Annotated in this window: 23 protein-coding genes, 1 pseudogene and 2 other annotated features; of the genes and pseudogenes, 18 read left to right on the forward strand and 6 right to left on the reverse strand. The window is 39.0% G+C overall.

Annotated features, from left to right (window positions below):
- The first annotated feature begins 66 nt into the window (after positions 1–66).
- From ACIQXV_RS21370 to metG, 8 genes and pseudogenes are all read left to right on the forward strand, one after another.
- On the forward strand, positions 67–960 hold the full coding sequence (locus tag ACIQXV_RS21370) for a LysR family transcriptional regulator (RefSeq protein ID WP_402961923.1): 894 nt from the start codon (positions 67–69) through the stop codon (positions 958–960).
- Positions 961–1048: 88 nt separating this feature from the next.
- Entirely contained in the window at positions 1049–1375 is a 327-nt protein-coding gene (locus tag ACIQXV_RS21375) for a YnfA family protein (protein ID WP_402961925.1), read from the forward strand.
- Between the two features lie 132 nt (positions 1376–1507).
- The gene (locus ACIQXV_RS21380; protein ID WP_402961926.1) at positions 1508–1933 is read left to right on the forward strand and encodes a DMT family transporter; all 426 of its coding nucleotides are present in this window, start codon (positions 1508–1510) and stop codon (positions 1931–1933) included.
- Positions 1934–1995: 62 nt separating this feature from the next.
- A pseudogene (locus ACIQXV_RS21385) lies at positions 1996–2238 on the forward strand (helix-turn-helix domain-containing protein); the annotation flags it as partial.
- Positions 2239–2271: 33 nt separating this feature from the next.
- The gene (locus ACIQXV_RS21390; RefSeq protein WP_402961928.1) at positions 2272–2739 is read left to right on the forward strand and encodes a DMT family transporter; all 468 of its coding nucleotides are present in this window, start codon (positions 2272–2274) and stop codon (positions 2737–2739) included.
- A gap of 55 nt (positions 2740–2794) precedes the next feature.
- Entirely contained in the window at positions 2795–3478 is a 684-nt protein-coding gene (locus tag ACIQXV_RS21395; RefSeq protein WP_402961930.1) for a YjjG family noncanonical pyrimidine nucleotidase, read from the forward strand.
- Between the two features lie 81 nt (positions 3479–3559).
- The gene (locus tag ACIQXV_RS21400) at positions 3560–3946 is read left to right on the forward strand and encodes an FxsA family protein (RefSeq protein WP_402961931.1); all 387 of its coding nucleotides are present in this window, start codon (positions 3560–3562) and stop codon (positions 3944–3946) included.
- A 148-nt stretch (positions 3947–4094) separates the two neighbouring features.
- Positions 4095–4347, forward strand: a binding site (T-box leader).
- Between the two features lie 48 nt (positions 4348–4395).
- A complete protein-coding gene (metG, locus tag ACIQXV_RS21405; protein WP_402961933.1) occupies positions 4396–6033 on the forward strand; it encodes a methionine--tRNA ligase in 1638 nt (545 codons plus the stop codon).
- Between the two features lie 254 nt (positions 6034–6287).
- Here metG and ileS read toward each other — a convergent pair whose 3' ends face one another.
- Entirely contained in the window at positions 6288–9383 is a 3096-nt protein-coding gene (gene ileS / locus ACIQXV_RS21410) for an isoleucine--tRNA ligase (protein ID WP_402961935.1), read from the reverse strand.
- 55 nt (positions 9384–9438) lie between these two features.
- Positions 9439–9677 (reverse strand) — a binding site (T-box leader).
- A gap of 286 nt (positions 9678–9963) precedes the next feature.
- On the opposite strand from ileS, the gene pdxR reads away from it, so the two are divergent.
- The 4 genes from pdxR to ACIQXV_RS21430 all read left to right on the forward strand — a co-directional run bounded on the left by pdxR (position 9964) and on the right by ACIQXV_RS21430 (position 13996).
- Entirely contained in the window at positions 9964–11412 is a 1449-nt protein-coding gene (pdxR, locus tag ACIQXV_RS21415; protein ID WP_402961937.1) for a MocR-like pyridoxine biosynthesis transcription factor PdxR, read from the forward strand.
- Between the two features lie 4 nt (positions 11413–11416).
- Positions 11417–12322, forward strand: coding sequence for a D-alanine--D-alanine ligase (locus ACIQXV_RS21420; protein WP_402961938.1), 906 nt, complete (start codon positions 11417–11419; stop codon positions 12320–12322).
- A gap of 214 nt (positions 12323–12536) precedes the next feature.
- Positions 12537–12701, forward strand: coding sequence for a hypothetical protein (locus tag ACIQXV_RS21425; RefSeq protein ID WP_402961940.1), 165 nt, complete (start codon positions 12537–12539; stop codon positions 12699–12701).
- Between the two features lie 8 nt (positions 12702–12709).
- Positions 12710–13996: a serine hydrolase domain-containing protein gene (locus ACIQXV_RS21430; protein WP_402961942.1), complete on the forward strand. Its 1287-nt coding sequence runs from the start codon at positions 12710–12712 to the stop codon at positions 13994–13996.
- A 281-nt stretch (positions 13997–14277) separates the two neighbouring features.
- Here the strand turns inward: ACIQXV_RS21430 and ACIQXV_RS21435 are convergent, their stop codons facing one another.
- Positions 14278–15027, reverse strand: a complete 750-nt coding sequence (locus tag ACIQXV_RS21435) for a glucose 1-dehydrogenase (protein WP_402961943.1) — start codon at positions 15025–15027, stop codon at positions 14278–14280.
- A 466-nt stretch (positions 15028–15493) separates the two neighbouring features.
- Between ACIQXV_RS21435 and ACIQXV_RS21440 the strand changes: the two genes are divergently transcribed.
- Positions 15494–16198 carry a YoaK family protein gene (locus tag ACIQXV_RS21440; RefSeq protein WP_402961945.1) on the forward strand — a complete coding sequence of 235 codons (705 nt, stop codon included), beginning with the start codon at positions 15494–15496 and terminating at the stop codon, positions 16196–16198.
- A gap of 117 nt (positions 16199–16315) precedes the next feature.
- Here the strand turns inward: ACIQXV_RS21440 and ACIQXV_RS21445 are convergent, their stop codons facing one another.
- Positions 16316–16699: a MerR family DNA-binding protein gene (locus ACIQXV_RS21445; RefSeq protein ID WP_402961947.1), complete on the reverse strand. Its 384-nt coding sequence runs from the start codon at positions 16697–16699 to the stop codon at positions 16316–16318.
- 95 nt (positions 16700–16794) lie between these two features.
- On the opposite strand from ACIQXV_RS21445, the gene ACIQXV_RS21450 reads away from it, so the two are divergent.
- Positions 16795–18408, forward strand: a complete 1614-nt coding sequence (locus ACIQXV_RS21450; protein WP_402961948.1) for an acyl-CoA dehydrogenase family protein — start codon at positions 16795–16797, stop codon at positions 18406–18408.
- Positions 18409–18467: 59 nt separating this feature from the next.
- Here ACIQXV_RS21450 and ACIQXV_RS21455 read toward each other — a convergent pair whose 3' ends face one another.
- On the reverse strand, positions 18468–19712 hold the full coding sequence (locus ACIQXV_RS21455) for an aminopeptidase (protein WP_402961950.1): 1245 nt from the start codon (positions 19710–19712) through the stop codon (positions 18468–18470).
- A 266-nt stretch (positions 19713–19978) separates the two neighbouring features.
- On the opposite strand from ACIQXV_RS21455, the gene ACIQXV_RS21460 reads away from it, so the two are divergent.
- The 4 genes from ACIQXV_RS21460 to ACIQXV_RS21475 all read left to right on the forward strand — a co-directional run bounded on the left by ACIQXV_RS21460 (position 19979) and on the right by ACIQXV_RS21475 (position 22904).
- On the forward strand, positions 19979–20551 hold the full coding sequence (locus ACIQXV_RS21460; protein ID WP_402961952.1) for a DUF6518 family protein: 573 nt from the start codon (positions 19979–19981) through the stop codon (positions 20549–20551).
- A 38-nt stretch (positions 20552–20589) separates the two neighbouring features.
- Positions 20590–21603, forward strand: coding sequence for a serine hydrolase domain-containing protein (locus tag ACIQXV_RS21465; protein WP_402961953.1), 1014 nt, complete (start codon positions 20590–20592; stop codon positions 21601–21603).
- A gap of 131 nt (positions 21604–21734) precedes the next feature.
- Positions 21735–22286, forward strand: coding sequence for a DJ-1/PfpI family protein (locus ACIQXV_RS21470; RefSeq protein ID WP_402961955.1), 552 nt, complete (start codon positions 21735–21737; stop codon positions 22284–22286).
- Positions 22287–22418: 132 nt separating this feature from the next.
- Complete coding sequence (locus ACIQXV_RS21475; protein ID WP_402961957.1) at positions 22419–22904, forward strand: hypothetical protein; 486 nt, start codon at positions 22419–22421, stop codon at positions 22902–22904.
- An 89-nt stretch (positions 22905–22993) separates the two neighbouring features.
- Here ACIQXV_RS21475 and ACIQXV_RS21480 read toward each other — a convergent pair whose 3' ends face one another.
- A complete protein-coding gene (locus ACIQXV_RS21480; RefSeq protein ID WP_402961958.1) occupies positions 22994–23887 on the reverse strand; it encodes an ABC transporter permease subunit in 894 nt (297 codons plus the stop codon).
- A 15-nt stretch (positions 23888–23902) separates the two neighbouring features.
- On the reverse strand, positions 23903–24862 hold the full coding sequence (locus ACIQXV_RS21485) for an ABC transporter permease subunit (protein ID WP_402961960.1): 960 nt from the start codon (positions 24860–24862) through the stop codon (positions 23903–23905).
- Positions 24863–25027: the final 165 nt, after the last annotated feature.

Consider the following 25027-nt stretch of genomic DNA (forward strand, 5'->3'; position numbering starts at 1 on the left):
TATTATAAATCAATAAAGACGATTATTTTGATTGATTCAATCGAAAATAACGATTAAGGTGATGGAATGGAAATCAAACAACTGATCACATTTAAAATGGCAGCGGAAAATTTAAACTTCACACAGACGGCAAAGCTCTTAAACTTTGCGCAATCAAGTGTAACGGCTCAAATAAAAGTCCTTGAATCTGAAATAGGAAGACCTTTGTTTGAACGTCTTGGGAAGCGGTTAATCTTAACCGAGGCAGGACACCAGTTTAAAGCTTACGCGGAAAAAATGATTCGATTAAGTGAGGAAGCAAAGTTGATTGTCAATGCGGGAGAAGAACAAACAGGTACCTTGATGATCGGGGCACAGGAAAGTCAGTGTACTTACCGGCTTCCGCCTATTTTAAGAGAATTTAAATCCCAATTCCCAATGGTTAAGCTTGTTTTTAAACCGGCTCATTCTGATGAAATGGCAAGGGAACATCTAGAATCAGGGCTGCTTGATGTGGCTTTTATTATGGATACTTGTAAGTCCGGTGATTCGCTGAAAATAGAACCTCTAATCAAGGAAGAACTACTTATTGTTGCATCATCCAGCCATCCTTTACTGGAGAAATCAGCGGTCGCTCCGGAGGATCTGGAACATGAAACCATTTTGCTTACAGAAACAGGCTGCTCTTACCGTACCATTTTCGAAGATTTTTTCAGCTCGGCAGGAGTATACTCATTAAATAAAATAGAATTTGGAAGTATTGAAGCAATTAAACAATGCGTGATTGCAGGACTTGGCATCGCTTTGTTACCTAAGATGGCAGTGGAAACAGATTTGAGATTGGGAAGAATGAAGGAGGTAGGATGGAAAAATACCACAGCCCCAATCTGTACGCAAATAGCCTGGCATAAGGACAAATGGATGACACCTCCTTTAGAGGCTTTTATCAATTTAACGCGTAAAACATTTAAAAATTATTAATCAGGAAGAAAATGAATTTCGGAGTCGTCCTTCTTTCGCCCTAAGCGGTGAAGGACTGACCCTAAAAATTCATTAGAAAAGGTGAAATATGATTTACGTAATAATTTTATTCATACTTGCAGGAATTGCTGAAATTGGCGGAGGATACTTAGTTTGGCTCTGGTTACGTGAAGGGAAGCCTTACTGGTATGGAGTCATAGGGGGGGTAATTTTGGTTCTTTACGGGATCATCCCCACTCTTCAAAAATTTCCTTCATTCGGTAGAGTATATGCGGCATATGGTGGAGTATTTATTGTTCTTTCGGTCTTGTGGGGCTGGGGTGTTGATAAGAAAACACCAGATACATACGATTGGTTAGGTGCAGTTGTTTGTATAATCGGCGTTTCCATCATGCTTTGGGCACCAAGAAATTGAAGCAAGTGGACAGTCCAACACCGTGTTAAAGCGGCGGGGACTGTCCATTTTTTGCAATTAGGACATATGTCCTTTCCACACCCCTGGTTCTATTTTTTAATAAAAGAAAGATTTAAACTAGGGGGAGACAATGTGAAAGGGATTGTATTTGCACTTTTAGGAGGGGCATTTATTACCCTGCAAGGAGTAGCTATTACTAGGATTAGTCAAGATATTGGTACTTGGCAGGCGGCAACGATTACCCAGTTAACTGGATTCCTTTTGGCCTTGTTTATTCTACTGTTTGTCCGAGATGGAAAATGGCAAAGGTTTAAGCAAGTGAAACCGTTATATTTGACCGGCGGGGCCTTAGGGGCGATCATTATTTTCAGTAATGTTTTCGCTATTCAACATACTGGTGTGACCATTACCGTATCCGCTATGTTAATAGCCCAACTGTGTTTGGCCTTTTTAATAGATAGTAACGGATGGTTTGGAGTTGTGAAACAGAAGATGAAATGGCCGCAGTTTATCGGGATTGGAATGATGATTGCCGGTGTGGTAATCCTAAGATTTTAAGCGGACGAATAGTCTAGGGTAGTGACACTTTTTTTGGTTGGAGGAGAAATTGGTAATGAAAAGAAGTGCGATTGGCTAGTTATCTTTTGTCGGCCTCCTCTGATGAATCCGATTCCCTCCTTAAGGGAAAACAAAGCATTAAAATAAAAGATGCAGCAAACTTAATTGGGACCAGCTATCGACATCTAAATCGGGTCATCGCGCAATTCTGTACAGAAGAGCTGATTGAGCGAAATAAAGGATTTATCCTCGTTAAGGACCGGGAAGGATTAAGTGCCATTGCGGGTCATAGTATTTATGAATAAAAGCATTACGCAACAATAGGGGAGAGGTAAGATATGATTCTAGGGATAATATTCGCGGTTATCGCAGGTTCTCTTGTCAGTATGCAAAATATTTTTAACAGTAAGGTCAATGAACATGAAGGAACTTGGATAACAACATCATTAGTATTAGGTTTGGGTTTCCTCGCTTCATTGGCTTTCGGCTTACTTTTTGAAGGCAAACATCTATTTATCTTGGAAAATATGAAGCCGTGGCATTGGGGCATCGGTATAATCGGAGTAGGAGTGGTAACGTGTGTGGTGCAAGGAATGAGGCATCTGGGTCCAACCTATGCGATCTCTATTATTTTGACATCACAGCTGGGGTTTGCCTTATTGTGGGACTCACTAGGCTGGCTGGGGGTTGATAAGGTGCCGTTTACTTTTAAGCAATTAATTGGTGTGCTGGTAATAGTCGGGGGTATTGTTGTTTTTAAAATTGGTGGAAGAAGTGAGAAACTCGGGCCGGCAAAGATGATGTAGGATTGTTCCCTTGGTTTCACACTGAAAAACAAAAGCAGAAGATGGGGAGATCATCATGAGAAAATATCGGACTTTATTATTTGATGTCGATGATACATTATTGGATTTTGCTGCAGCAGAAAAAGCTGCGCTGAGCTTGCTTTTCGAGGAACATGGCATGACCTTTACTACTGATATGGAATTCCATTATAAAAAAATCAATCATGGTCTCTGGAAGTCCTTTGAGGAAGGAAAAATGGATCGTGATGTGGTAGTGAATACGCGTTTTTCCCTTTTGTTTAAGGAATACGGTCAAAACGTTGATGGTGTATTATTGGAAAAAAGCTATCGCGGCTATTTAGAAGAAGGGCATCAGCTAATTAGTGGAGCATTCGAACTGATTAAAGACCTACAACATCAATATGAATTATATATTGTTACCAATGGAGTTTCGAAGACCCAGGATAAACGCTTGCGTGCATCAGGGCTGCATCCAATTTTTAAAGGTATTTTTGTATCCGAGGACACGGGATTCCAAAAGCCTATGAAGGAATTTTTTGATTATGTCTTTGGCCGAATTCCTCACTTTTCCGCGGAACAAACATTAATTATTGGAGATTCTTTAAGCTCGGATATTAAAGGCGGGCAGCTTGCAGGGCTAGATACCTGTTGGTTTAATCCCAATAAAGTACCAAATGATACTGAAATTGTTCCAACTTATGAAATTCAAAAACTTGATGAGCTGTATCGCATAATCTAGAAGGCACTTTAAACAAGGAATTGTCAATTAACTGGTTATACCTGTATAATGAAGTTATACCGATTAGAAGGAGACCCCTCTATGCGATATTTATTGATCTTGATTATTGCTATTCCAGCAGCAGAAATCGGCTTACTCCTTTTATCCGGAAAAACAATTGGAGCATGGCCAACAATCCTACTCATTATTTTGACTGGTGTAATTGGCGCATATTTAGCAAAAAGAGAAGGCCTGCAAACGATTCGGAAGGCCCAGGAGCAGCTGAGAAATGGTCATATTCCAGGTGAAGCGGTATTAGATGGAATATGCATATTAGTTGGCGGAATATTCCTGTTGCTACCGGGCTTCATTACAGACATTAGCGGCTTTTTAATGCTATTCCCGCCAACAAGACGGGTAGTTAAATTCCTTATGATCAACTCTATACGGAAAAAGATTCAACGAGGAAATATAAAAATAATAAAATGAAAAACGTCAATCTTCTTAATTTGGGAGGTGTTTTTTTTAAAAAGTAAACCTTCCTATTATAACGCAAAGTTTGAAATTTTATATTTTGAGTGAAGATACACTTGCTAATTCTGTGAAAAATAATATAATTATTCATATATTCTGGAAATTAAAGGCTTTGATAAGGAAAAGTAAATTGGGCAGTGTTTGATAGAGAGCTTCTGATGGTGGAAAGGAAGTAAATAAACCCTTTTGAAAATGACCTTTGAGCTTCGTACCGAACGCTTTGGCTAGTAGGCTGCGACGGGAATGGCACCCGTTATAACAGCGACAGTATCTCTTTAAAAAGACGTACTGATGGAGGCAAATAGTGTGAGCTATTTGTAAATGTAGGTGGTAACACGGGTAATCTCGTCCTAATCGTAATGATTAGGGCGTTTTTTTTATTTTATTTTTGGGAGGAAACCAAAATGACAATCGTTATCGGAGGGGCATGGCCCTATGCAAATGGCTCGTTACATCTAGGTCATATTGCGGCACTGCTGCCAGGCGATATTTTAGCAAGGTATTACAGACAAAAGGGAGAAAAAGTCCTTTACGTTTCAGGAAGTGATTGTAACGGCACACCGATCTCGATTCGGGCAAATCAAGAACATACAACAACAGAGATTATCGCTAACCGGTATCATGAGGAGTTTTCTGAGTGTTTTAGGAAATTGGGTTTCACCTACGACCTTTACACAAGAACGGATGCCAAACATCATCATGAATCCGTTCAAACTATCTTTTTAACACTATTGGAAAATGGCTATTTATATCCGAAAAAGATTGAACAAGCGTATTGTGAGCATGACAAGCAGTTTTTACCGGATAGATTTGTAGAGGGGATATGTCCTAATTGTGGGGCAAAAGCGAGAGGTGATCAATGTGATAATTGCTCAAAGATACTTGATCCCCTTGATTTACTTGAAAAACGATGTAAAATTTGCGGGAATGAGCCAGTTATTAAGGAAACGGAGCATTATTATTTTGCCTTTAGTCAATTTCAAAAGGAGTTAGAGGACTTCGTCAACAAAGCGGATGAGGATCGTCGATGGCGGGAAAATGCTGTGGCGTTAACGAAAAGATATCTGCAAGAAGGAGTTCCAGATCGAGCTGTTACACGGGATTTACCTAATGGTGTAGATGTTCCTGTTGACGGATTTGAGGGGAAGAAAATTTATGTCTGGATTGAAGCGGTTGCTGGATATTTAACGGCCAGTTTAGAATGGGCTAAACAAAATGGTGGAAGTATTGCCCAGTTATGGAACGAAGATACAATCTCTTATTATGTCCATGGAAAGGATAATATCCCATTCCATACGGTTATTTGGCCCGCTATCTTAATGGGTATTAAGAGCAAGGCTTTACCGACGCATATTATTTCGAATGAATACTTAACATTGGAGAAAAGGAAGTTATCAACGAGCCAAAATTGGGCAGTCTGGATTCCGTATCTTTTAAGCAAATATGATCCCGATTCCATTCGCTACTTCTTAACCATCAATGCTCCAGAAAATCGCGATACCGATTTCTCATGGCGTGAATTTATTTATAGCCACAACGGTGAGCTGCTTGGGGCCTTTGGGAATTTTGTTAATCGCACATTAAAGTTTATTGAAAAATCGTTTGGTGGTAACATACCGCAAGTTGAAGTAGATATGGAGATTAAGAAAAATACAATCGAACTTTTCAACACTACAGGAGACTTAATTGAAAAGGGGCATTTTAAACAGGCCTTAGAAGGGGTTTTTCAATATATTCGTAGTGCGAACCGGTATTTTGATGAACAACAACCTTGGATTCAAGTAAAGGATAATCCTATTAAAGGCGATGTTACCTTAGCAACGTGTACGTATATTATTTGTAATTTAGCCCAAGTACTGCAGCCATTTTTGCCCTTTTCCTCAGAGAGAATTCGAAAAATGTTAGGCATTTCAACGGTTGAATGGCATGAGCAAACACAACTGCCTTGTAAAGTAGTATCCGTTTCACCGTTGTTTGATCGCTTAGATATTCAGCTGATTGAAGAAGAATATAATCATTTGGTTGATGCATCTAAGCGCTGAAAGCGAAATAATTGGTTAGACCTCTGGAGTTTATGAAATGTCCAGATTGTAAAATCTAATCAAACGATTGATTAAAACGCTAGGAGCGTTGGTATGACTAGCGTACCAAAACTAATCAAACGATAAATTATATTACTGGAGCCCATGAAGACGTGCCTAATGAGGTACTTCGTTATCCTATTTGAGTTAAAAAAGCACTGCAAACAGTTAAAAAAATATTACTGTTTACAGTGCCACTTTTTTTATGACATAAACTAATACCTCAATGAGACCTTTACTATCTCGTCTCCGAATTTTACTTCAATTAACTGTTCGGAGCCATTTAGCATATCAAAGCTAATCTGGTGGACAAGTACATTCTCCTTTATCAGCCCATCAAAGTGTTGAATGATTTTTTTACCATTATCCGTTGCTGAAATATCGACCGATATATACTTCTCAACAGGTAGATCTAATTTTTTACGTTTATCTTGAATCGCTCTGATTAGTTCTCGAACTTGGCCTTCGTCCACTAATTGAGGTGTGAGTTTTACATCTAACAATACCTTTAACTGCTGATCGCCCGCCATCTCAAATCCAGATGAAACAATATATTCGACATTAATATGTTCATTCAGTAATGTTACCGTTTGTCCGTTAACATCGATTTCAAGTTGACCATTGTCTAATAAAGATTTTTTCTCACGATCTGGCATTTGTTCGACGTAGCCCTTGACCGCGTTTACCAGCTTACCGAATGCTGAACCTGCTGTTTTAAAATTTAATTTAAAAACAATCGATTCATATTGAGATAAATCTTCTGTAAAAACGACCTCTTTAACATTTAGCTCATCTTTAATGACATTTTCGTAGGCATATAAAAGACGGCTTCCTTCTTGCTGCCATACAATCATTTGCTGTAAAGGATGCTTCACCTTCATGTTTGTCGTATTGCGAATACTACGACCGAGCTCCACGATTTTCAGGATTGTTTGCATGTCCGCCTCTAAATCAGGATGAATCATAGAATCATCAGCTTTTGGGTAGTCCTGTAAGTGAACACTTTCTTGATGCAGCTTTAAATGGATATCCTCTGCCACATATGGTACAAATGGAGCCAACAAACGACTGATTGTCGTGAGTGTTTCAAATAGTGTTGAATACGCAGCTCGTTTATCTTCTGAAAGTCCGGAAGCCCAAAATCGGTTTCTTGATCGTCGTACGTACCAATTACTTAATTCTTCAACTAATGCTGCAATCTCACGTGTTGCCTGCGTAAATTGATAACGTTCCATATAGCTCACTACGAGCTTAACTGTACTATTTAGTCGTGAGAGAATCCATTTATCTAAGATTGTTTTCGTACCAGTCTGCTTTTGATCATAGACAAAACCATCTATTTTTGCGTACATGGCATAAAACTTGTACGTATTGTCTAGCGTATCCACCAATTTTGATTTTGCATCTTGGGCGATTTTTTTCGAAAAGCGTTTTGGATTCCATGGCGAGCTATCGACTAAGAAGGCCCAGCGAAGTGCATCCGCACCGTATTCCCTGATGAGTTCAACAGGATCTAATGCATTGCCTTTGCTTTTAGACATTTTTTGACCATGCTCATCAAGTACGTGACCAAGTGACAAGACGTTTTTATATGGCGCTTTTCCTGTGAAGAGGGTGGAAACAGCGAGCAGGCTGTAGAAAAATCCTCTTGTCTGGTCAATTCCTTCAATGACGACATCGGCAGGAAATTGTGATTGGAATTTTTCTTTATTGCCAAATGGATAGTGATACTGTGCAAATGGCATTGAGCCACTATCAAACCACACATCAATGACTTCAGGTGTTCGTTGCATGGTGCCTTTACATTTCGGGCAGGTACACTTTACCTCATCAATATAGGGCTTATGCAGTTCGATATCATTTGGTACTGGCGTTGCCGCTAGTTTTTGAAGTTCCTCGATACTGCTAGGGGACACTTCATGCTGACAATCAGAACATACCCAAACATTTAATGGTGTACCCCAGTAGCGATTTCTGCTAATATTCCAATCAACGAGATTTTCAAGAAAATGACCAAAACGTCCTTCTTTTATATGGTCTGGATACCACGTAACAGCTGCATTGTTCGCAAGCATCTGCTCCTTTAATGCCGACATCCTGATAAACCAGCTATCTGTTGCGTAGTAAAGTAACGGCGAGTCACATCTCCAGCAATGAGGGTAGCTGTGCTCATATTTTTCTTTATGAAAAAGTGTGCCTTGTTCGGAAAGCATTTTAATGATGTCCACATCACAGTCCTTCACAAATCTACCGGCAAGCTCGACAACGTCTGCTGTGTAACGGCCTTGTTGATCTACTACATTAATAAATGATAAACCATTTTGCTGAACGGTTTTATAATCATCTTCTCCGTAGGCTGGGGCAATGTGGACAATACCTGTTCCATTAGCTTCAGTGACGTAATCTGCTAATACGACATGATGTCCTTTCTCCACAGCAACATAATTAAATGGCGCGGCATACTGTACGCCTGCAAAATCACTGCCGCTATGTTCACTTAACACTATGACATGCTCTCCAAGGACTTTTTCTGCTAATGATTTAGCAACGATATAAACGACATTTTCTTTTAGGGCACGAACATAGGTTAAGGTTGGATTCATCGCGAGGGCAACGTTTGCCGGTAAGGTCCAAGGCGTTGTCGTCCAACCTAAGAAATATTCCTCGTTCGCATCAAGCCGTTTAAATTTTACTGTAGCCGATAAATCCTTCACATCTTTATAGCCTTGTGCGACCTCGTGCGAACTTAACGAAGTTTGACAGCTAGGGCAGTAAGGCGATACGCGATGACCTTTATACAACAGGCCATCTTTGTGAACGTTGCTTAAAATATGCCATACAGTCTCGATGTACTCATTGCTTAACGTCATATAAGGACTATCCATATCTACCCAATAACCTAATTCTTCTGTAAAAGAGCGCCATTTCTGCTCGTAGGTGAATACACTTTCTTTGCATTTATTGATAAAAGGCTCGACACCATAACGTTCTATCTCTTGTTTCCCTGAGATTCCTAGCTGTTTTTCAACACCAAGCTCGACTGGCAGACCATGTGTATCCCAGCCAGCCTTTCGTTCCACTTGAAAGCCCTGCATCGTTTTGTATCGTGCTACCACATCTTTAATCGTTCGCCCAAAGGCATGGCCTACATGGGGGAGACCATTTGCAGTTGGTGGTCCTTCATAAAAAACAAAAGGTGTCTTACCTGCTCTTAACTGAACGGATTTTTTAAAGGTATTTTCTGCTGTCCAATAGTTACGGATTTGCTCCTCACGCTGTCCAACGGATTCCTTCCTTTCATTTGCATTCATCGATATCGCTCCTTTTCAAAAATGGCTAAAAAACATACAAAAAACCCCGTCCCTTGAAAGGGACGGGGTTAACCGCGATACCACCCTAATTCTATTGATCCGATCAATAGCACTTAGCAACGTACAATCATACGTGTTCCTTTTAACGGTAGACGCCCGGTTAGACTTACTATAGGTTTCAGCCTAACTTCTCAGAGAGGATTTTCACGTAACACTCAAACACTGACTTGCACCAAAATGTCAGCTCTCTGTGGATCAAGACGAAACGCTACTTTTTCTCATCAACGAATTTGTATGCTTTTATTGGGATTTATTGTAACAAACGTATGAATAGATGTCAAAGCATTCTTAAAATAAATAGTGCCGTCATTTTGGAGTGACCCTGTTGCGTAAAAATATATGAAGCCCACTGCTTCTTTACAAATTTATCTTTCCATCAATTATGAGATTGATGATTTTTCATTATCTAAAGAATATCATTGTTTGCAGCACCATACCACAAGACCGTAAAATTACATATAGTGTGGACCTTTTGGAATCATTCCGAACGTGTAAAAATGTTGGAAAGGGGATAAAAGCAGTGTTTAACGATTTTAAGCTTATAGAAGGCCGTCCTGTCTATATTCAACTGAAAGAATATTTGAAAAGAATGATTACTAACGGGCATTTGCTAGAGAATCAAAAGCTTCCATCCACTCGTGAACTCAGTTCGTTCCTATCGATAAGTCGAAATACCGTTCTAACAGCTTATGCCGATTTGGAACAGGAGGGCCTTATCTACGCGGTAAAAGGAAAAGGAAACTTTGTCAGTCATGTGGAGACCATGAAATCTGCATCGATCCAATTAAATTGGACAGAAAAAATCAATGAGCAAACGTATTTGGCAGATGAATTGGACCTAATGAAGCATGGAGTACGCTGGAATCATGATATGATCTCCTTTAATAGTATCGCCCCCGATGAAAAGCTATTTGATGTAGAGAATTTTAAAAGAGCCTTCTTAAATCGGATGGCCATTGAAGGAAATATCGTTCTTAACTATGGTTATGCCAAAGGCTATAAACCACTGATCGAATACTTGCTTCATTATATGGAGATTAAAGGTATTGACATTAGAAATAAAGATATCTTGATTACCAATGGATTCACGGAAGGTTTAGATCTCCTATTATCCTCTATTCATAAAAAGAACGGACGTATCATTTGTGAAAATCCAACCCATCATACGGCGATAAAGCTATTTCGATTACATGGCTTTGAAATCGAAGGTATTGATATGGATGATGATGGAATCGATGTTTCTAAGCTTGAATCGCTTTTATCAAAAAAGGAATACGATTTTGCCTACTTAATCCCGTCTTATCATAATCCAACTGGAATCGTTACGTCCTCAGAGAAAAGGAAGGAGATTATGGAGCTCTTTTCTGCCTATCAACTACCTATCGTTGAAGATGGATTTAACGAAGAATTACGGTATTCAGGATCACATCTGGCGCCGTTGGCTGCCTTTGCAGGAGCCGGTAACAATGTAATTTATATTAGCAGCTTCTCTAAGATTCTTTTTCCCGGCATACGAGTTGGATGGATTTTAGCAGACAAGGATTTGATTTATTACTTGGAAAGTATGAAAAGAGCTCGTACTATTCATACGTCTACCTTAGATCAAGCAGTGTTATTCCAATATTTAAATGACGGCTGCTTTGAGAAATATCTAAAAAAAGCTAAATCAGTTTATAAGAAAAAATATGAATTAGCTGTTCATACTTGCCAACAAGCCATTCCTTATAAACGAATGACTGGGGACGGCGGACTTCATCTTTTTTTAGAACTAGAAAATAATATCGATTCACGAAGTCTTTTAGAAAAATGCTATCAAAAGGGTGTTGTTTTTTTGCCAGGTGATGTCTTTTACACGGACGATAGTGGAAAGGACACATTACGGTTAGGATTTTCCAGGCTGAAGGAAAGAGAGATCACTCAGGGAATCAAAATCATAGGTGACACATTAAGAATTGATTTTGGAGGCTAAGAAAATGAAAGTTGGCGTAATTATGGGAGGCGTTTCCTCCGAAAAACAAGTTTCGCTCATGACAGGTGAGGAAATGATTGCGAATTTAAATAAAAATAAATATGAAGTTGTACCAATCCAAATAGATAACAAAGAAGATTTGGCAGATAAGGTCAAAAATCTCAATGTTGCACTACTTGCACTTCATGGGAAGTACGGTGAAGACGGCACCATTCAAGGTACCCTTGAGACCCTTGGTATTCCTTATACAGGGAGCGGGGTACTGTCTAGCAGCTTATGCATGGATAAGAATATCTCAAAAAAAATCATCCGTTATGAAGGAGTCCAAACACCGGATTGGGTTCACCTAACCAATATAGAAGAACTTGATTTGGATGAAATTGACAAGATGGGTTACCCAGTAGTGGTGAAACCTAATTCGGGCGGGTCAAGTGTAGGAGTAAAAATTGTTTATAATCAAGACACGATAAAGTCTTCAATTGCTGAAGTATTCAAATGGGATGCTGAAGTAATCATTGAAAAGTATGTAAATGGTGAAGAAATCACTTGTTCTATATTAGATGGAGAGCTCTTACCCATTGTTTCCATTCGACATAAAGGAGAGTTTTTTGATTATACGTCCAAATATAATGATGTGACTACGATTGAAGAGGTGATCCAACTCCCGCCTGAAACACATGACAAAGTTGCTTTTGCTGCAATGACCTGCTATAAATCACTGAAATGCAGTGTTTATGCCCGAATCGACATGATGATTAAAAACGGTATTCCCTATGTCATGGAGGTTAATTCATTACCTGGAATGACGAAGAATAGCCTGCTGCCAAAAAGTGCTGAATCAGCCGGGATCCCTTATAGTGAATTGCTTGACTTGATTATTGAAAACTCACTAAAAGTGAGAGCGATGTAAGGGATTAAATAGAGATAATAAAGAATGCGAGGACGAAAAGGGCACCTTCTTATTTAACGAGGGTGCCCTTTATATTTATAGATTAACAAGGAAGTGAGGTGACAGCTCGCAATTTCTTTGAAAAATGATATGGAAGATTGTGTTAAAATGGATAATGAGTATTCTTTTTGAGGGCGGACTGACGAAATAATCATGATTGAGAGGGATAAACGATATGAATAGCTGGTTGTACGGTGTGTATGCGGTAATATTGGGTATTGTCTCGGTTTTTACAGGTGAGATTGTTACCTTTGTTATGCTTGGGTTCATTCTATTAAGCTTACAAAATATCAATTCAACATTAAAGAAGTTACTTGAAGCCACTAAATCCAAATTGTAGGTGGAAAAATGAAAACTAAAATCAGCTTACTTAATGAATACATGGATTCACTGGCCGCCCACAACTATTTTAACGGGGCGGTACTTGTAGGACACAAAGGGGAAGTTGTGTTAAAGAAGGGGTATGGATTATCGTCTTTTCAGTATGATATTCCTAACATTCCTGCCACAAAATTTCGCATTGGCTCCTTAACGAAAGCATTCACCGCGATGGCGGTTTTGAAACTTCATGCTAAGGGTGCTTTGAATCTGGATGATTCTATTGATACGATTTTTCCGGATTATCCACATGGCTCAATTATAACAGTCCGCCATTTATTGAATCATTCATCAGGAATCGCCAACTTTACCTCTACACCGGATTATTGGACAAAAACGATGAGAATGCCGGCCAATCTGGATGAGGTCATTGAATCGTTTAAGAAGATGCCACTGGAATTTGACCTCGGCACTGATATGAATTACAGCAACTCCGGTTATATATTATTAACTGCCATTATTGAAAAAGAATCAGGGATGGCTTTTACCGATTTTCTTCAAAAAGAAATTTTCGATGAACTAGGTTTAGCAAACACTGGTGTTGATAATGGACGATCAATCATTAAATCACTGGCACAAGGCCACACAGTTTGGGAAAAAGTCATCCATACAGAGCACATCGACATGTCATTTCCGCTGGGCGCTTACGGAATGTATTCAACTGTAGAGGACCTATATCGTTGGTGTCAGGCACTAATAAGCAATTCTTTAATAGATAAAGAATTACAAAATCAAATGTTTACTAGCATAAATGGGTATGGTTTTGGCTGGTTCATCGAGGACGGTGCCCAAAAGGAAGTCAGTCATTTCGGTGATATCAATGGCTTCGTCAATCATCTAGTGGTTTATCCAGATGAGGAACTAGTTGTGATTGTATTAAGTAATATCAACATTACTCCGGTGACACAAATTAGCAGCGACCTTATACGGATTGTTTTTGACAAAGAGGTTGATGGCTTTCAGCAGTTTAACCCGTTAGAAATAGTGGGCGAAAACCTTGTCGGAACATATTTGAACGGGGAAGAGACCTTGTCTATTCATTTTGAAAAAGAACTATATGCTGTCGTTCCAAAAATGTACGGTGTACCATATAAGTTCAGATTGTTCCCAATTGATGTGAAACCAGAAACAGTCGTCTATAAAAGCGATTTTATTCATGATACATATACTTTAAATTTGGATGAGAAAGAAATCCCACAATCTCTGGAGCTGGTAGATTCCTTCGGTACTAAAAAAGTGTATGTGAGGAGTACTTAATCTATCTTAAATAACTAATCAAACGTTTGATTAAAACGATGTAATCGTTGGTATGACTGTCAAGAAAAGGCTGAACTATCGTTTGATTAATTTATCATGGTTCCTGCTATGACTATCATGAAAAAGTTAAACAATCGTTTGGTTAAATAGCAGGAAAGATTGGAAGGGCTGGTATAAAAAAACTAACCAAACGTTTAATTAATTCGCTGAAACCGTTGGGATGACTGGAATGAAAAGATTAATTAAACGTTTGTTTTAATAACAGAACCTAGTAGGATTCCCTACTCCTCATAAATCATTTTCCGCGTCATGCCGCCATCTACAACAAGGTTAATGCCTGTAACAAAGTTATTTTCTCTAGAAGTTAAATATGAACAAGCTCGTGCAATATCCTCTGGTTTCCCGACTCGCTTTGATAGATGCTGTTCATGATCCAGGTTGCTTAATTTTGCATAATCTCCTGTTTCGATCCAACCGGGGGAAATGGCATTCACCGTAATTTTATCAACGCTAAATGAGGCTGCAAGCGCATGTGTAATGGCCACGATTCCACCTTTTGTGGCAGCATAAGATTCTGAATGAGGCTCAGACATGATGGCTCTTGTGGAGGCAATATTCACAATCGATCCACCATCCTTATTAAGCCGCATATATTTTGCAGCTTCACGTGATCCTAAGAAAACACTTCTTAAGTTTGTGTTTATCACATCGTCCCATTCTTCAATCGTTGTTTCATAAGGAGACTTGAATAACGCTTTACCCGCATTATTGATTAAAATATCAATCTGACCGTATGTTTGATTGGCTGCTTCCATTAACCGAATTATATCTGATTCCTGTCTTACATCTGTTTTTACGAAAAGTGCTTCTCCGCACTGTTCCCTAATCATACTAGCTATCTTAGTACCCGCTTTTTCGTCTATATCAGCTAAGACGACATTGGCCCCTTTTTCTCCATAATGCAAAGCAATTCCTTTTCCAATTCCATTTCCGGCCCCTGTTATGACCACGGTTTTATTTGAAAAATCCATTGAATTTACACATCCTTTATAAAACACTTATAGCATTATATTTTTTAAGATAACACAAAAAAGGTACGTGAGAAAACATGCCCCTATAACCATGAAAAGAAGATTTGTTTTAAATCAAACGATTGATTAAATGGCTGTGTCCGTGGCAGGGCTGGTCTGAAAAAACTAATCAAACATTTGAATAAATGGCTGTATCGCTTGGCATGACTGGTCTGCAAAACTAATCAACCATTTGATTAAATGACTGTGGCGCTTGGTGTAATTGGTCCGCAAAAACTAATCAACCATTTGATTAAAACGCTGAATCCCTTGATATGACTGATATGCAAAAGTTAACTAAACGTTTGATTAATTTATTATAGCAATTATTTTACTTTTGCTATTATTGTCAAAGATAAATTCTTAGAACGTCTCATCATAGTGTAAAATAATACATACATTATCAGAGAAACAAGGAGCGCATCATATGATAGACATGCAAAAGAAAATTCCTTCGTTATCGTCAAATTCTGTTCGATTGGGTGCATTGTTAGCGATCGTTGGGGGATTTTTAGATGCTTATACTTTTATTAGCAGAGACGGGGTTTTTGCTAATGCACAAACAGGAAATATCGTATTACTTGCGGTTAAAGTGGCTAACGGAGAATGGAGTAGGTCATTCCTTTATATTCTTCCTGTTGTAGCCTTTATATTTGGAGTTTTGGTATCAGAAATTGTGAAGATCCCTCAGATAAGGCAGGTATTACATAGTTACAGACGCTCAATCCTTATTTTGGAATGCATCGTTCTAACCGTTGTAGGGATTTTGCCAAGTAGTGTGCCGAATATAGTGGTAACCGTAAGTATTTCATTTGTATCGTCATTACAGATCTCTACCTTCAATAAACTGGACAAGTGGTCTTACAATTCAACGATGACTACGGGTAACCTGAGAACAGCAACCCAGGCTGCCTATTCCGCGTTTATTGAACACAATCCGGAAGCAAAAAGGCAGTTTAAAGAATTCTTTGGAATCATACTTGCTTTTCTATTTGGTGCAACGAGTGGGACATTTACTACCACTTATATAGGGGATAAGTCTGTTTGGATCGCATCGGGCTTTTTAGTTATTGCTCTCGTTTTGTATCACAGGGATAGAGGATATTTGAGGAACCCAATTGCTGAAAAATAATTGATATGCTGAAAAGATAGTGGTTCCCGCATATCGAGGTTCTAAGCGACCGAAACCCTTTTAAAATCAACGACCCGGTCGCTTAACAATTCAATTTCAGATTACATATCGGTTTTATTATTCACTTTTTTGTATATATCTTTCCTTGTGAGCGGTTATTTCATCTCTTAACATCTGAAGCTGCAGGATTTGTTCATTAATTTCTTGAATCTTGCGGTCTGCATGCTGAATTATCGCTTTTTTCTCTTCCACTCCCTCAGGGTTCGCTTCGTATAGCTCAATCATTTCCTTAATTTCTTGCAAGCTAAAACCCAGCTTTTTACCTCGAAGAATCATTTTTAACCTTCTTCGTTCTTGGTTCGTGTAAATTCGTTGTTTAGTTAAGCTGTCGCGCATTTCTGACGTTAGCATCCCGACTTCTTCATAGTATCGAATCGTTCTAGAGCTGACATCAAACAAAGATGCTAGTTCGCTTATCGAAAAAAGACGTTCCTCAGACATTTGTGAATCCCCCTAGTTGACGTTTACGTTAACTTAAATATATAATAATTCTGAATAATCCAATTTGTCAAATGAAACTAAGGAGTGATCATTCGATGAGCCTTACTTCCCAAGACACAGAAGCTAGATGGAAAAATTCCTACACCTTTGATGAATTCGTAGAAAAGCGTGAAAATCTTGATTGGTATCGTGATGAACCATTTTTGCAAAAGGCAGTGGAAAAATTCACCGAGACAGACTTTGAACAAATTCATGAAAAAATTCTTTCTTTTTCTCCAACGGTTTCTGCCAAATGGAATCATTTGGCAGCACAAAGTGCGAGGCCGGAAGTCCGTCCCCACATGCTTCATTATGATGCCTTTAATCATAGGATTGACAGAGTGGTGCGCCCAATGGAAACGCATCTTTTAGAAAAGGGAGTATTTGGTGAAAGCCTTTTCTCTAGTCATATGACAGCTTGGGAGAGTTTTGTTAAACGAATGTTAATCCATCAATTAGGTGAAGCGGGAGTTACATGTCCCTTAACATGTACCCATGGATTAATTGCCCTAATTGAAGAATTTCCGGATGAGATTCATCCAGAACTCCACGAGATTTTAATGCATACAAAAGAAGGGGTTAACGGCGAATTCGCAATTGGCGCACAGTTTATGTCAGAAATACAGGGCGGCTCTGATTTGCCCGCCAATCTTTTAGAAGCCGTCCCGGATGGAAAAAACTATCGGCTATACGGGAATAAATTCTTCTGCTCGGTAGCGCATGCCGATTATTCTGTTGTCACAGCTAAAATCTCAGGTTCAAACAAGGTATCTACCTTCATTGTTCCATCATGGATGCCAGGTGATAAAGAGAAGGAAAAAAGGAATGGCTATCAAATTAACCGGATTAAATGGAAAATGGGCACCTCTGAGGTTCCAACCGGTGAATTTCAATATAATGGTGCACTAGCCTACCCAATCGGTCCAAAGGATAAAGGCATAGCCGTAGCAGTAGGAATTGTTTTAACGTTATCCCGACTTGAAATCGGGATTGCCTGTGCCGGCTTTATGCTCCGAGCTTCAAGGGAAGCGAATCTTTATAGTGAATTCCGTTCCGTTTTTGGAAAAAAGATAAAAGACTATCCGCTGGCAGCGAGCAAGTTAAAGCAAATAGAAAATGCGGCACAGCGGACAACGGCAGGGGCCTTTAAAATTTATGACCTTTTCTTGCGTCTTGAAAAACCGCTCAATCCAGGACTAAAATCTGACCATCCGCTTGAAATCAGAAAGCAACTATTTAACCTGCGTGAATTAATTATTTTACAGAAAATTGGTGCTACCAAAGAGGGAGTAGACGTATTACGAGAGGCAATCTCAGTGTTTGCCGGTCATGGTGTAATGGAAGAGTTCTCCTCACTTCCACGTATTTTCCGGGATGTCGTCGTAAACGAACAATGGGAAGGACCAAGAAATCTTTTATTAACGCAAATTTATCGGGATATTAGTAGGGTAGCTGATTGGTATCCGCCGTCTGATTTTGTAGGTAATGTGCTTGATGGAGCCTCTCAAGAAACCATTCAAACATTTTCAGAACAGCTGGAAGACCTGCTGCAACGGCCGGTTCTCGGAGAAGTAAGTGAAGGATCGATGGAAGCAGCAATGGAGTGGGATGCGTTTTGTAATTCTTTCTTCAAAGCCTATCAGGAGGTTGCATTAACAGAGATCAAGTAGGTAGAAGCGGGAGACGGTACTATGATTCAGAAACATAAGTACCGTCCCTTTGCATAACCCTAAATTGCCCAATCCCCATTACGGAAGATCGGAACAATGGTACCGTCTTGTTTAATGCCATCAATATTCATCTTGTTAGAGCCAATCATGAAGTCCACATGTACGGTGGAAGTATTCATGCCGTTTTTTAATAATTCTTCTTGGCTCATTTTTGTTCCACCTTGAATCGTAGTCGGATAAGCCGCACCGATTGCTAAGTGGTTGGAGGCATTTTCATCAAATAGTGTATTGAAGAAAGTAATCCCAGATTGCGAAATAGGAGATGGGTCTGGTACTAAGGCAACCTCACCTAAGCCAGTGCCGCCTTCGTTATCAAACACCAATTTCTTAATCGCTTCATCGCCCTTTTCTGCAGAAATGTCCACGATTTTCCCATCTTTAAAATGGACTTCAATCCCTTCGATTAGTGTCCCAGCATAGCTTAACGGCTTGGTGCTGCGGACCACGCCATCCATGCGATGTGTGTCAGGAGCAGTGAAAACTTCTTCTGTCGGCATGTTAGCAATAAATTCTTCTCCTTTTGGATTATAACTTTCAGCACATGCCCAAATATGGTTCTTTGGTAAGCCTAAGGTTAAATCCGTACCAGGTGCTGTGTAGTGCAAGGCGTCGAATTGGATTTCATTTAATTTTGTTGCCTTTTCATTTAACGTCTTTTTATGGTCATCCCAGGCAGCAATTGGATCCTCTGCATAAACACGGGAAGTTTTAAAGATTTGATCCCATAAGGCATCAACTTGCTCCTCAGAAGTTGCAAGATCAGGGAACACTTTTGCGGCCCAGCCTGCTCCAGCAGCAGCGGCAACGGTCCATTTCAAATCATCATTTTGCGTGGCAATGCGCTGGGCGCTGAACGCCTTTCCATACACCCTTTGATAGGCAGCAATTTTAGCGGGATCGACTTCATTTAATAAGCCTGGATCACTTGATACAATTGAAAGACGGCTTACACGATGATTTAACACATGGTCTTCGGATTCTTGAATTTCGTATTCAGGAATGTCGGTCAATACTTCGACAGGTTGATGTAAGTAATTCAATTTGCTGATTTCGTCATCGGACCATTTGACGATTACCTTTTCAGCACCTAATTCATAAGATTCTTTGGTGATGTAACGAGCTAAAGGAGCTTGGTCAACAGAAATTGTCATTTTTACCCAATCGCCGGGTTGAACATTGATTCCTTTCGCTACTAAAAGTTTGGCATATTTTTGTAAATTTTCTTCAAAATTTGGTAGTGCCATTTTTTAACCCCCAATTGTTTATTTTTTTACCACCATTCCATACTAGCACAATTAGATTTAAATTTCTGAAAGCAAGTAATGCAAAACAATAAGCTGTGTTTAATCACCATAATTTTGGTAAAATCTTTCCCTAAAGTATAGTAAAATATGTAAATAGAGGTGATGGATATGGTTGCGAAACAATTGGCTTCAATAAATGAAATAAACTTTTCACCAAAAAAGTTTTGAAAGAAAAACTGGTTTACATAAGAGCTAAATCGGATAAAGTGCCACCGTTCCAACAGAGATTAGTAAAAGTATTATTTGTATTTATGCTTGGAGCGTTGCTGGGATTCTTGGCAAAGTACACAGATGGGTCAGTTGTAGGATTAATAGGGACGTACTTAGGATTTTGGGTAGTCGTTACAACCATCATTGCTGTTCGAAGTCGTTCACCTAAAGTCGCAGCATTACACGCATTTGTTTTTCTATTCGCTATGCTTATTGTTTATTATTTCTATTCCATGATGTTGTTTGGATTTTTCCCAATGAATTATTTTATCGCTTGGGCAAGTATTGCCTTGCTTTCACCGATAGGCGGTTATGTGGTGTGGTATGCCAAAGGAAATGGCTGGAGGGCTGCATTTTGTGCTGCCCTACCCATTAGTTTGCTATTGGTCGAAGGTTATAGTTTTTTCTATACCCTTTCAATCCCCAGTGGATTTGATATCGTCTTAGCTGTTTTGCTATTTATCATTTTGCCTGCAAATCATTTTCAACGCTTACGCATGTTACCTATTGTCACTGTGCTATTTTTCTTAATGGAGCGGTTTGGGCTACTGTATTACTTGCCAGGATAAAGAGCTTGTTAGATCTTTTTGGGGGAGGAAAAAATACCATGTTTGTTGAGAGAAAATTAAATGGACAGTTTAACTCAGTAGTATCTCAAGTTAAGAATACTTATGATATGGTTGATGGTTCTGGTGCAGCTATGATCATCATACATAAGGATAAAATTGTTTCAGAGGAATACTGGGGGAAACATTCTAAAGCTCCTAATGCAAGAACGGTACAAGAAGACTCACAATTTCATGTAGCTTCTGTTCGTAAAAGTTATATTGGCTTTGCGGTTGCATACGCTGTATATAATGGATCCATCGACTCAATTGATGATGAAGTAACAAAATATCTGTCTGTTACTGATGCTGAACTATTTGATAAAACAACGATTAGACACCTTCTTACACATACCCATGGTTTAAACACACAAGAGGGCAGTATTATTCGAGAATTTGCCCCAGGAAAAGGTTGGGCATATCGTGATATTAACATTGAAATGTTGACACAAATGGTCAAATCCACGACAGGCAGGACAATAGCCGAAATCCTTAAAGAAAAGGTTTTTAATCCTTTAGGGTTTAAGGAAACTGGTTGGTATGATGAAGTAAATGAAAAATTAGTGCAAGTTATCAAAGAACAAAATGATAAATTTTGGTCAACTAGCAAAGGTACAGCTGGGGACCAGAAGAATATGTATGTATCCACAAGAGAGCTTGCTTATTGGGGATATGTCCATTTGAAGCAAGGATTTATCGCTGGGGAACAAAAGGTATCAAATGAAATCCTCAAGTTAGCTACGTCTCTTCAGAGTCCATTCTTATTAAATAAAGACCTTCCTCAAAATGGATTTTTATGGTTTGTAAAGAATTTACCTGCAAAGAAAACGGAAATTGGTGAGCTTGTACCTAAAGGTTCCTATCAAATCTTGGGATATACAAGCGTGGCAGTATTGGTTATTCCTAAGCATGATATTGTTGCAGTTCGCATGTTTAATAGTTTTGGATCCACTCCCGGTTATGATTATTTATCGGACATTCGAGCTTTTGGAGATACTGTTATGGGGTGTTTATAAGTATCCAATGAAATGGATGTTTAGCGGACTATGAGGTTTTCAAAGATTAATTGCAGAAAAGAGGAAATATTAGGGAAAAGGTTGAATAATAAATAAAGGGAAAGCTGGATTTTTGAGAGGAGGATTCAAATTTGTCAAAAAAAGTACTTATAATAGCTGGAGATGCCGTTGAGGCCTTGGAGATTTATTATCCATATTTTCGTTGTCTAGAAGAAGGTTACGAAGTACAAATCGCTGCTCCGTCAAAGAAAAAGCTGCAAACTGTTGTGCATGATTTTATTGGCTGGGATACTTATACCGAAAGCAAAGGATACTTAATAGAGGCACAGATTGCCTTCGAGGATGTAAAACCTGAAGAGTTTGACGGCTTAATTATTCCGGGTGGAAGAGCCCCCGAGTATATTCGTTTAAATGAAAGTGTTCCAAGGATTGTCGCACATTTCTTTGAAGCGAATAAACCGGTTGCTGCTATTTGCCATGCAAGTCTCGTTTTAACAACGGTTCGTCAATACATGGAAGGCAGAGAGTTGACGGCCTATATCGCCTGCAAACCGGATGTAGAAGCAGCAGGTGCCACTTACATTGAGAATCCTCTTCATGTTCAAGGCAATCTTGTTTCCGGTCATGCCTGGCCAGATCTTCCAGGCTTCATGAAGGAATTTATTAAACAGTTAAACCAATAAGGACGGAGTTGATTCCCGGACCTTAAAGAGCAAACAAGCCAGCTTCGCTAGAAACTGGCTTGTTTTTGTGACCTGATTTATGGTGGCGGGGGACGGTTGAAGGATAACCAAATAACTATATCGGAGGTATATATGAAAAAGGCAATCTTTATTTTTATAATTTTTTTAATCGGAATTGGGGTAGGGATTTTGGCAAATAAGGAATATGAAAAATTTCATCCCCTTTCAGGACTAAGCGGCGCATCTATTTCAAATGAAAATGACAAGCTGAACGTAACCCTGTTAGTTTCAAATTCAATCCAAACATTCAAAGGAAAAGTTATCCAGGTAGAAGCAACAGTAACAAATAAATCAAATGAAGACCTCGTTTTGAGTCCAAAAAAGTGTAAATCAGTATTGGAATTCGCCCAGTATTATGGGGAAAACAAAGTGGAAGACTCCGATGATACGTGCGTCCAAGCTGAGCCAATACGTCTATCAGGAAAAGCTTCCATTTCGGACATAGTAGTTTTACCGTATGATGAGAAAGCCTTTAAGAAATACAACTCAAGGAAAATCACCGTAACAGTAGGGGACTTAACTACCGAAATGAAGAGTTTTAATAAACTTCCCGAATGAATGAAGGACTTTGGAAATTAAACCCCCACAAGCCAATAAAGGGTCAGTCTCCTGTTGCACTAAAGTGCGGGGGACTGACCTCTTACTTTTTAGCCAAGCATTCGGTATTTCGTTTTGAAATATTTTTTTAACCCATCCGCAAGCAAAAGAAAGGTGATGATCATAACTGAAATAAATAAGACAGAGGACAGCGGGACCCAATAGCTGCTCCAAATGTCCCTCGATACCAATTGAAGATACATAGGGTAGGCAAGTGAGGTATTTTCCGCCGAGTAACTGCCATCTAATTCTGATGTGAATTTTCGATCCAAAAATAGTTGAACAACGGCTAATTGTGATAATAAAAATAGAACTCTAGCCATATCGTTTACAAAACTTGTAATGAGCTGTGATTTAAGATGCGGGAAAATGTGCCGGGTAAATAATTTCACCTTGGTGCAGCCTGTGGAAATGGCCGCCTTCACAAATAATTGATTCGATAAATACGTAACATCGTTTTTTACAATTGTCGCCAGCCGTCCAACTTCAATACTAGATAGAATGACAACAAACCAAAATGGCAGGTAGTTAGAAAAATAAATGAAAGGAATGCCAAGCAGCAGTGCTACTAAGAAAATAGGCGGGATAAAAGATAAAATATAATTCCAGCCGCTTAAGAAGGCATTTATCGGCTTCGAAATAGTGGCAGCCATGCCTAAAGGTACCGCTAAAGAATAGCGAATCACAACGACAAGCGTAACCAACAGTAATGTTTCTCTTGTGCCAATCACTAAAAGACTTAGCAAATCCCTTCCCTTTCGATCACTGCCAAGAGGATGTTCCTTCGATGGCGGATAGGGCGGGATTTTAATTCCTTCCTCGGTCATTTTCATCGATTCCTCTTTTAAATCGCGATCAACGAATGGGAAGTGGGAGCCAAAAGCCGCAAATAGAAGGAAAATGGTTAAAAAAACTACTCCTAAAACTAGTTGGATATTTTTCATGACTTTCCCCCCATCCTATAATTCTTCTTTTTCCAGGTCATATGGTGTAAGAAAATAGTTGCAGGTTTGGCTAACTAAATGGACAAGTAAAATAATTAACGTAAAAATAACCGTATACGAAATAGCTAATGAAGCATTGCCCAAATCTTTGTTTTGTCCGACGGCAAAGGAGGCTCCTGGATAGACAGCTTCCATGAAGTAATATCCGGCACCACGAAAGGCAGTAAATTTTTCAATAATAAATAAATTGGATAAAACGAACAAAGATATGGTATTAAGGTGCTGCAGAATTTTGATGATGGCATTCCGGAAAATATGTATATTGACTACTTTTTTAAATGATACTCCTTTGGAATAGGCCGTGCGGATATAATCTTTCCCTTCTTCATCTTCCAAACTGGTGTAAGTCATTTTTGCCGTATAAAAAAGGGGATAGATCGATAAATAGATAATACATAGAATGATATTTTCAAAGCTTTCACTGCCGAATAAGGTGATATGGGGCAGGAAGCCAATGCTATATAAAAACATCAGTAATAATTGGATGCCAATCACCACAAAAAAATCAGGGATGGATAGGAAAAGCCAGGTTGCTCCCTTATTGGGTATATTCCAGAGCTTATATTTGGAGAGGCGGTAGTCCATCATCCCTTTCAGGACTCCAAAGATAAATGACAAGAACAAGGCAGGTAGTGCAATGGACAAGCTCTTTTTCAAGGTCCTTGAGAGCAGTTCGCTATTTGGATAGCCTGGCATGAATTCCCCTAGAGATTTGTTTTCTTTAATAAAGGAAAAAAAGTTTCCAAAAGAATCTTTGTGCTTTGCCCAGGAGTAATGGTACTCGGCATTCTCAAATACATTTCCGGTTGAGGTTTCATATGTCACATCTCTCGGCATTAAGATAATAAAGATGATGAAAAATAACGCAATCATCCAAGCCAAAATACTTTTACCTAATTGGAAAATGAGCGGCAATCTATATTCCCCCCCTACGCAAGTTTCAAAACGTTATATAGACATAGAAATAGTATAACAAAATTCATCCGAATATTTTACCAATTTGGAAAATTATATAAAAATTCTGCAGGAAGTTAGCGTCTGGCATTACATGTAAAAAAGAACGGCAGCCAATAAAATTTT

Source organism: Neobacillus sp. NPDC097160, assembly GCF_044762155.1.
Lineage (GTDB): Bacteria > Bacillota > Bacilli > Bacillales > Cytobacillaceae > Neobacillus.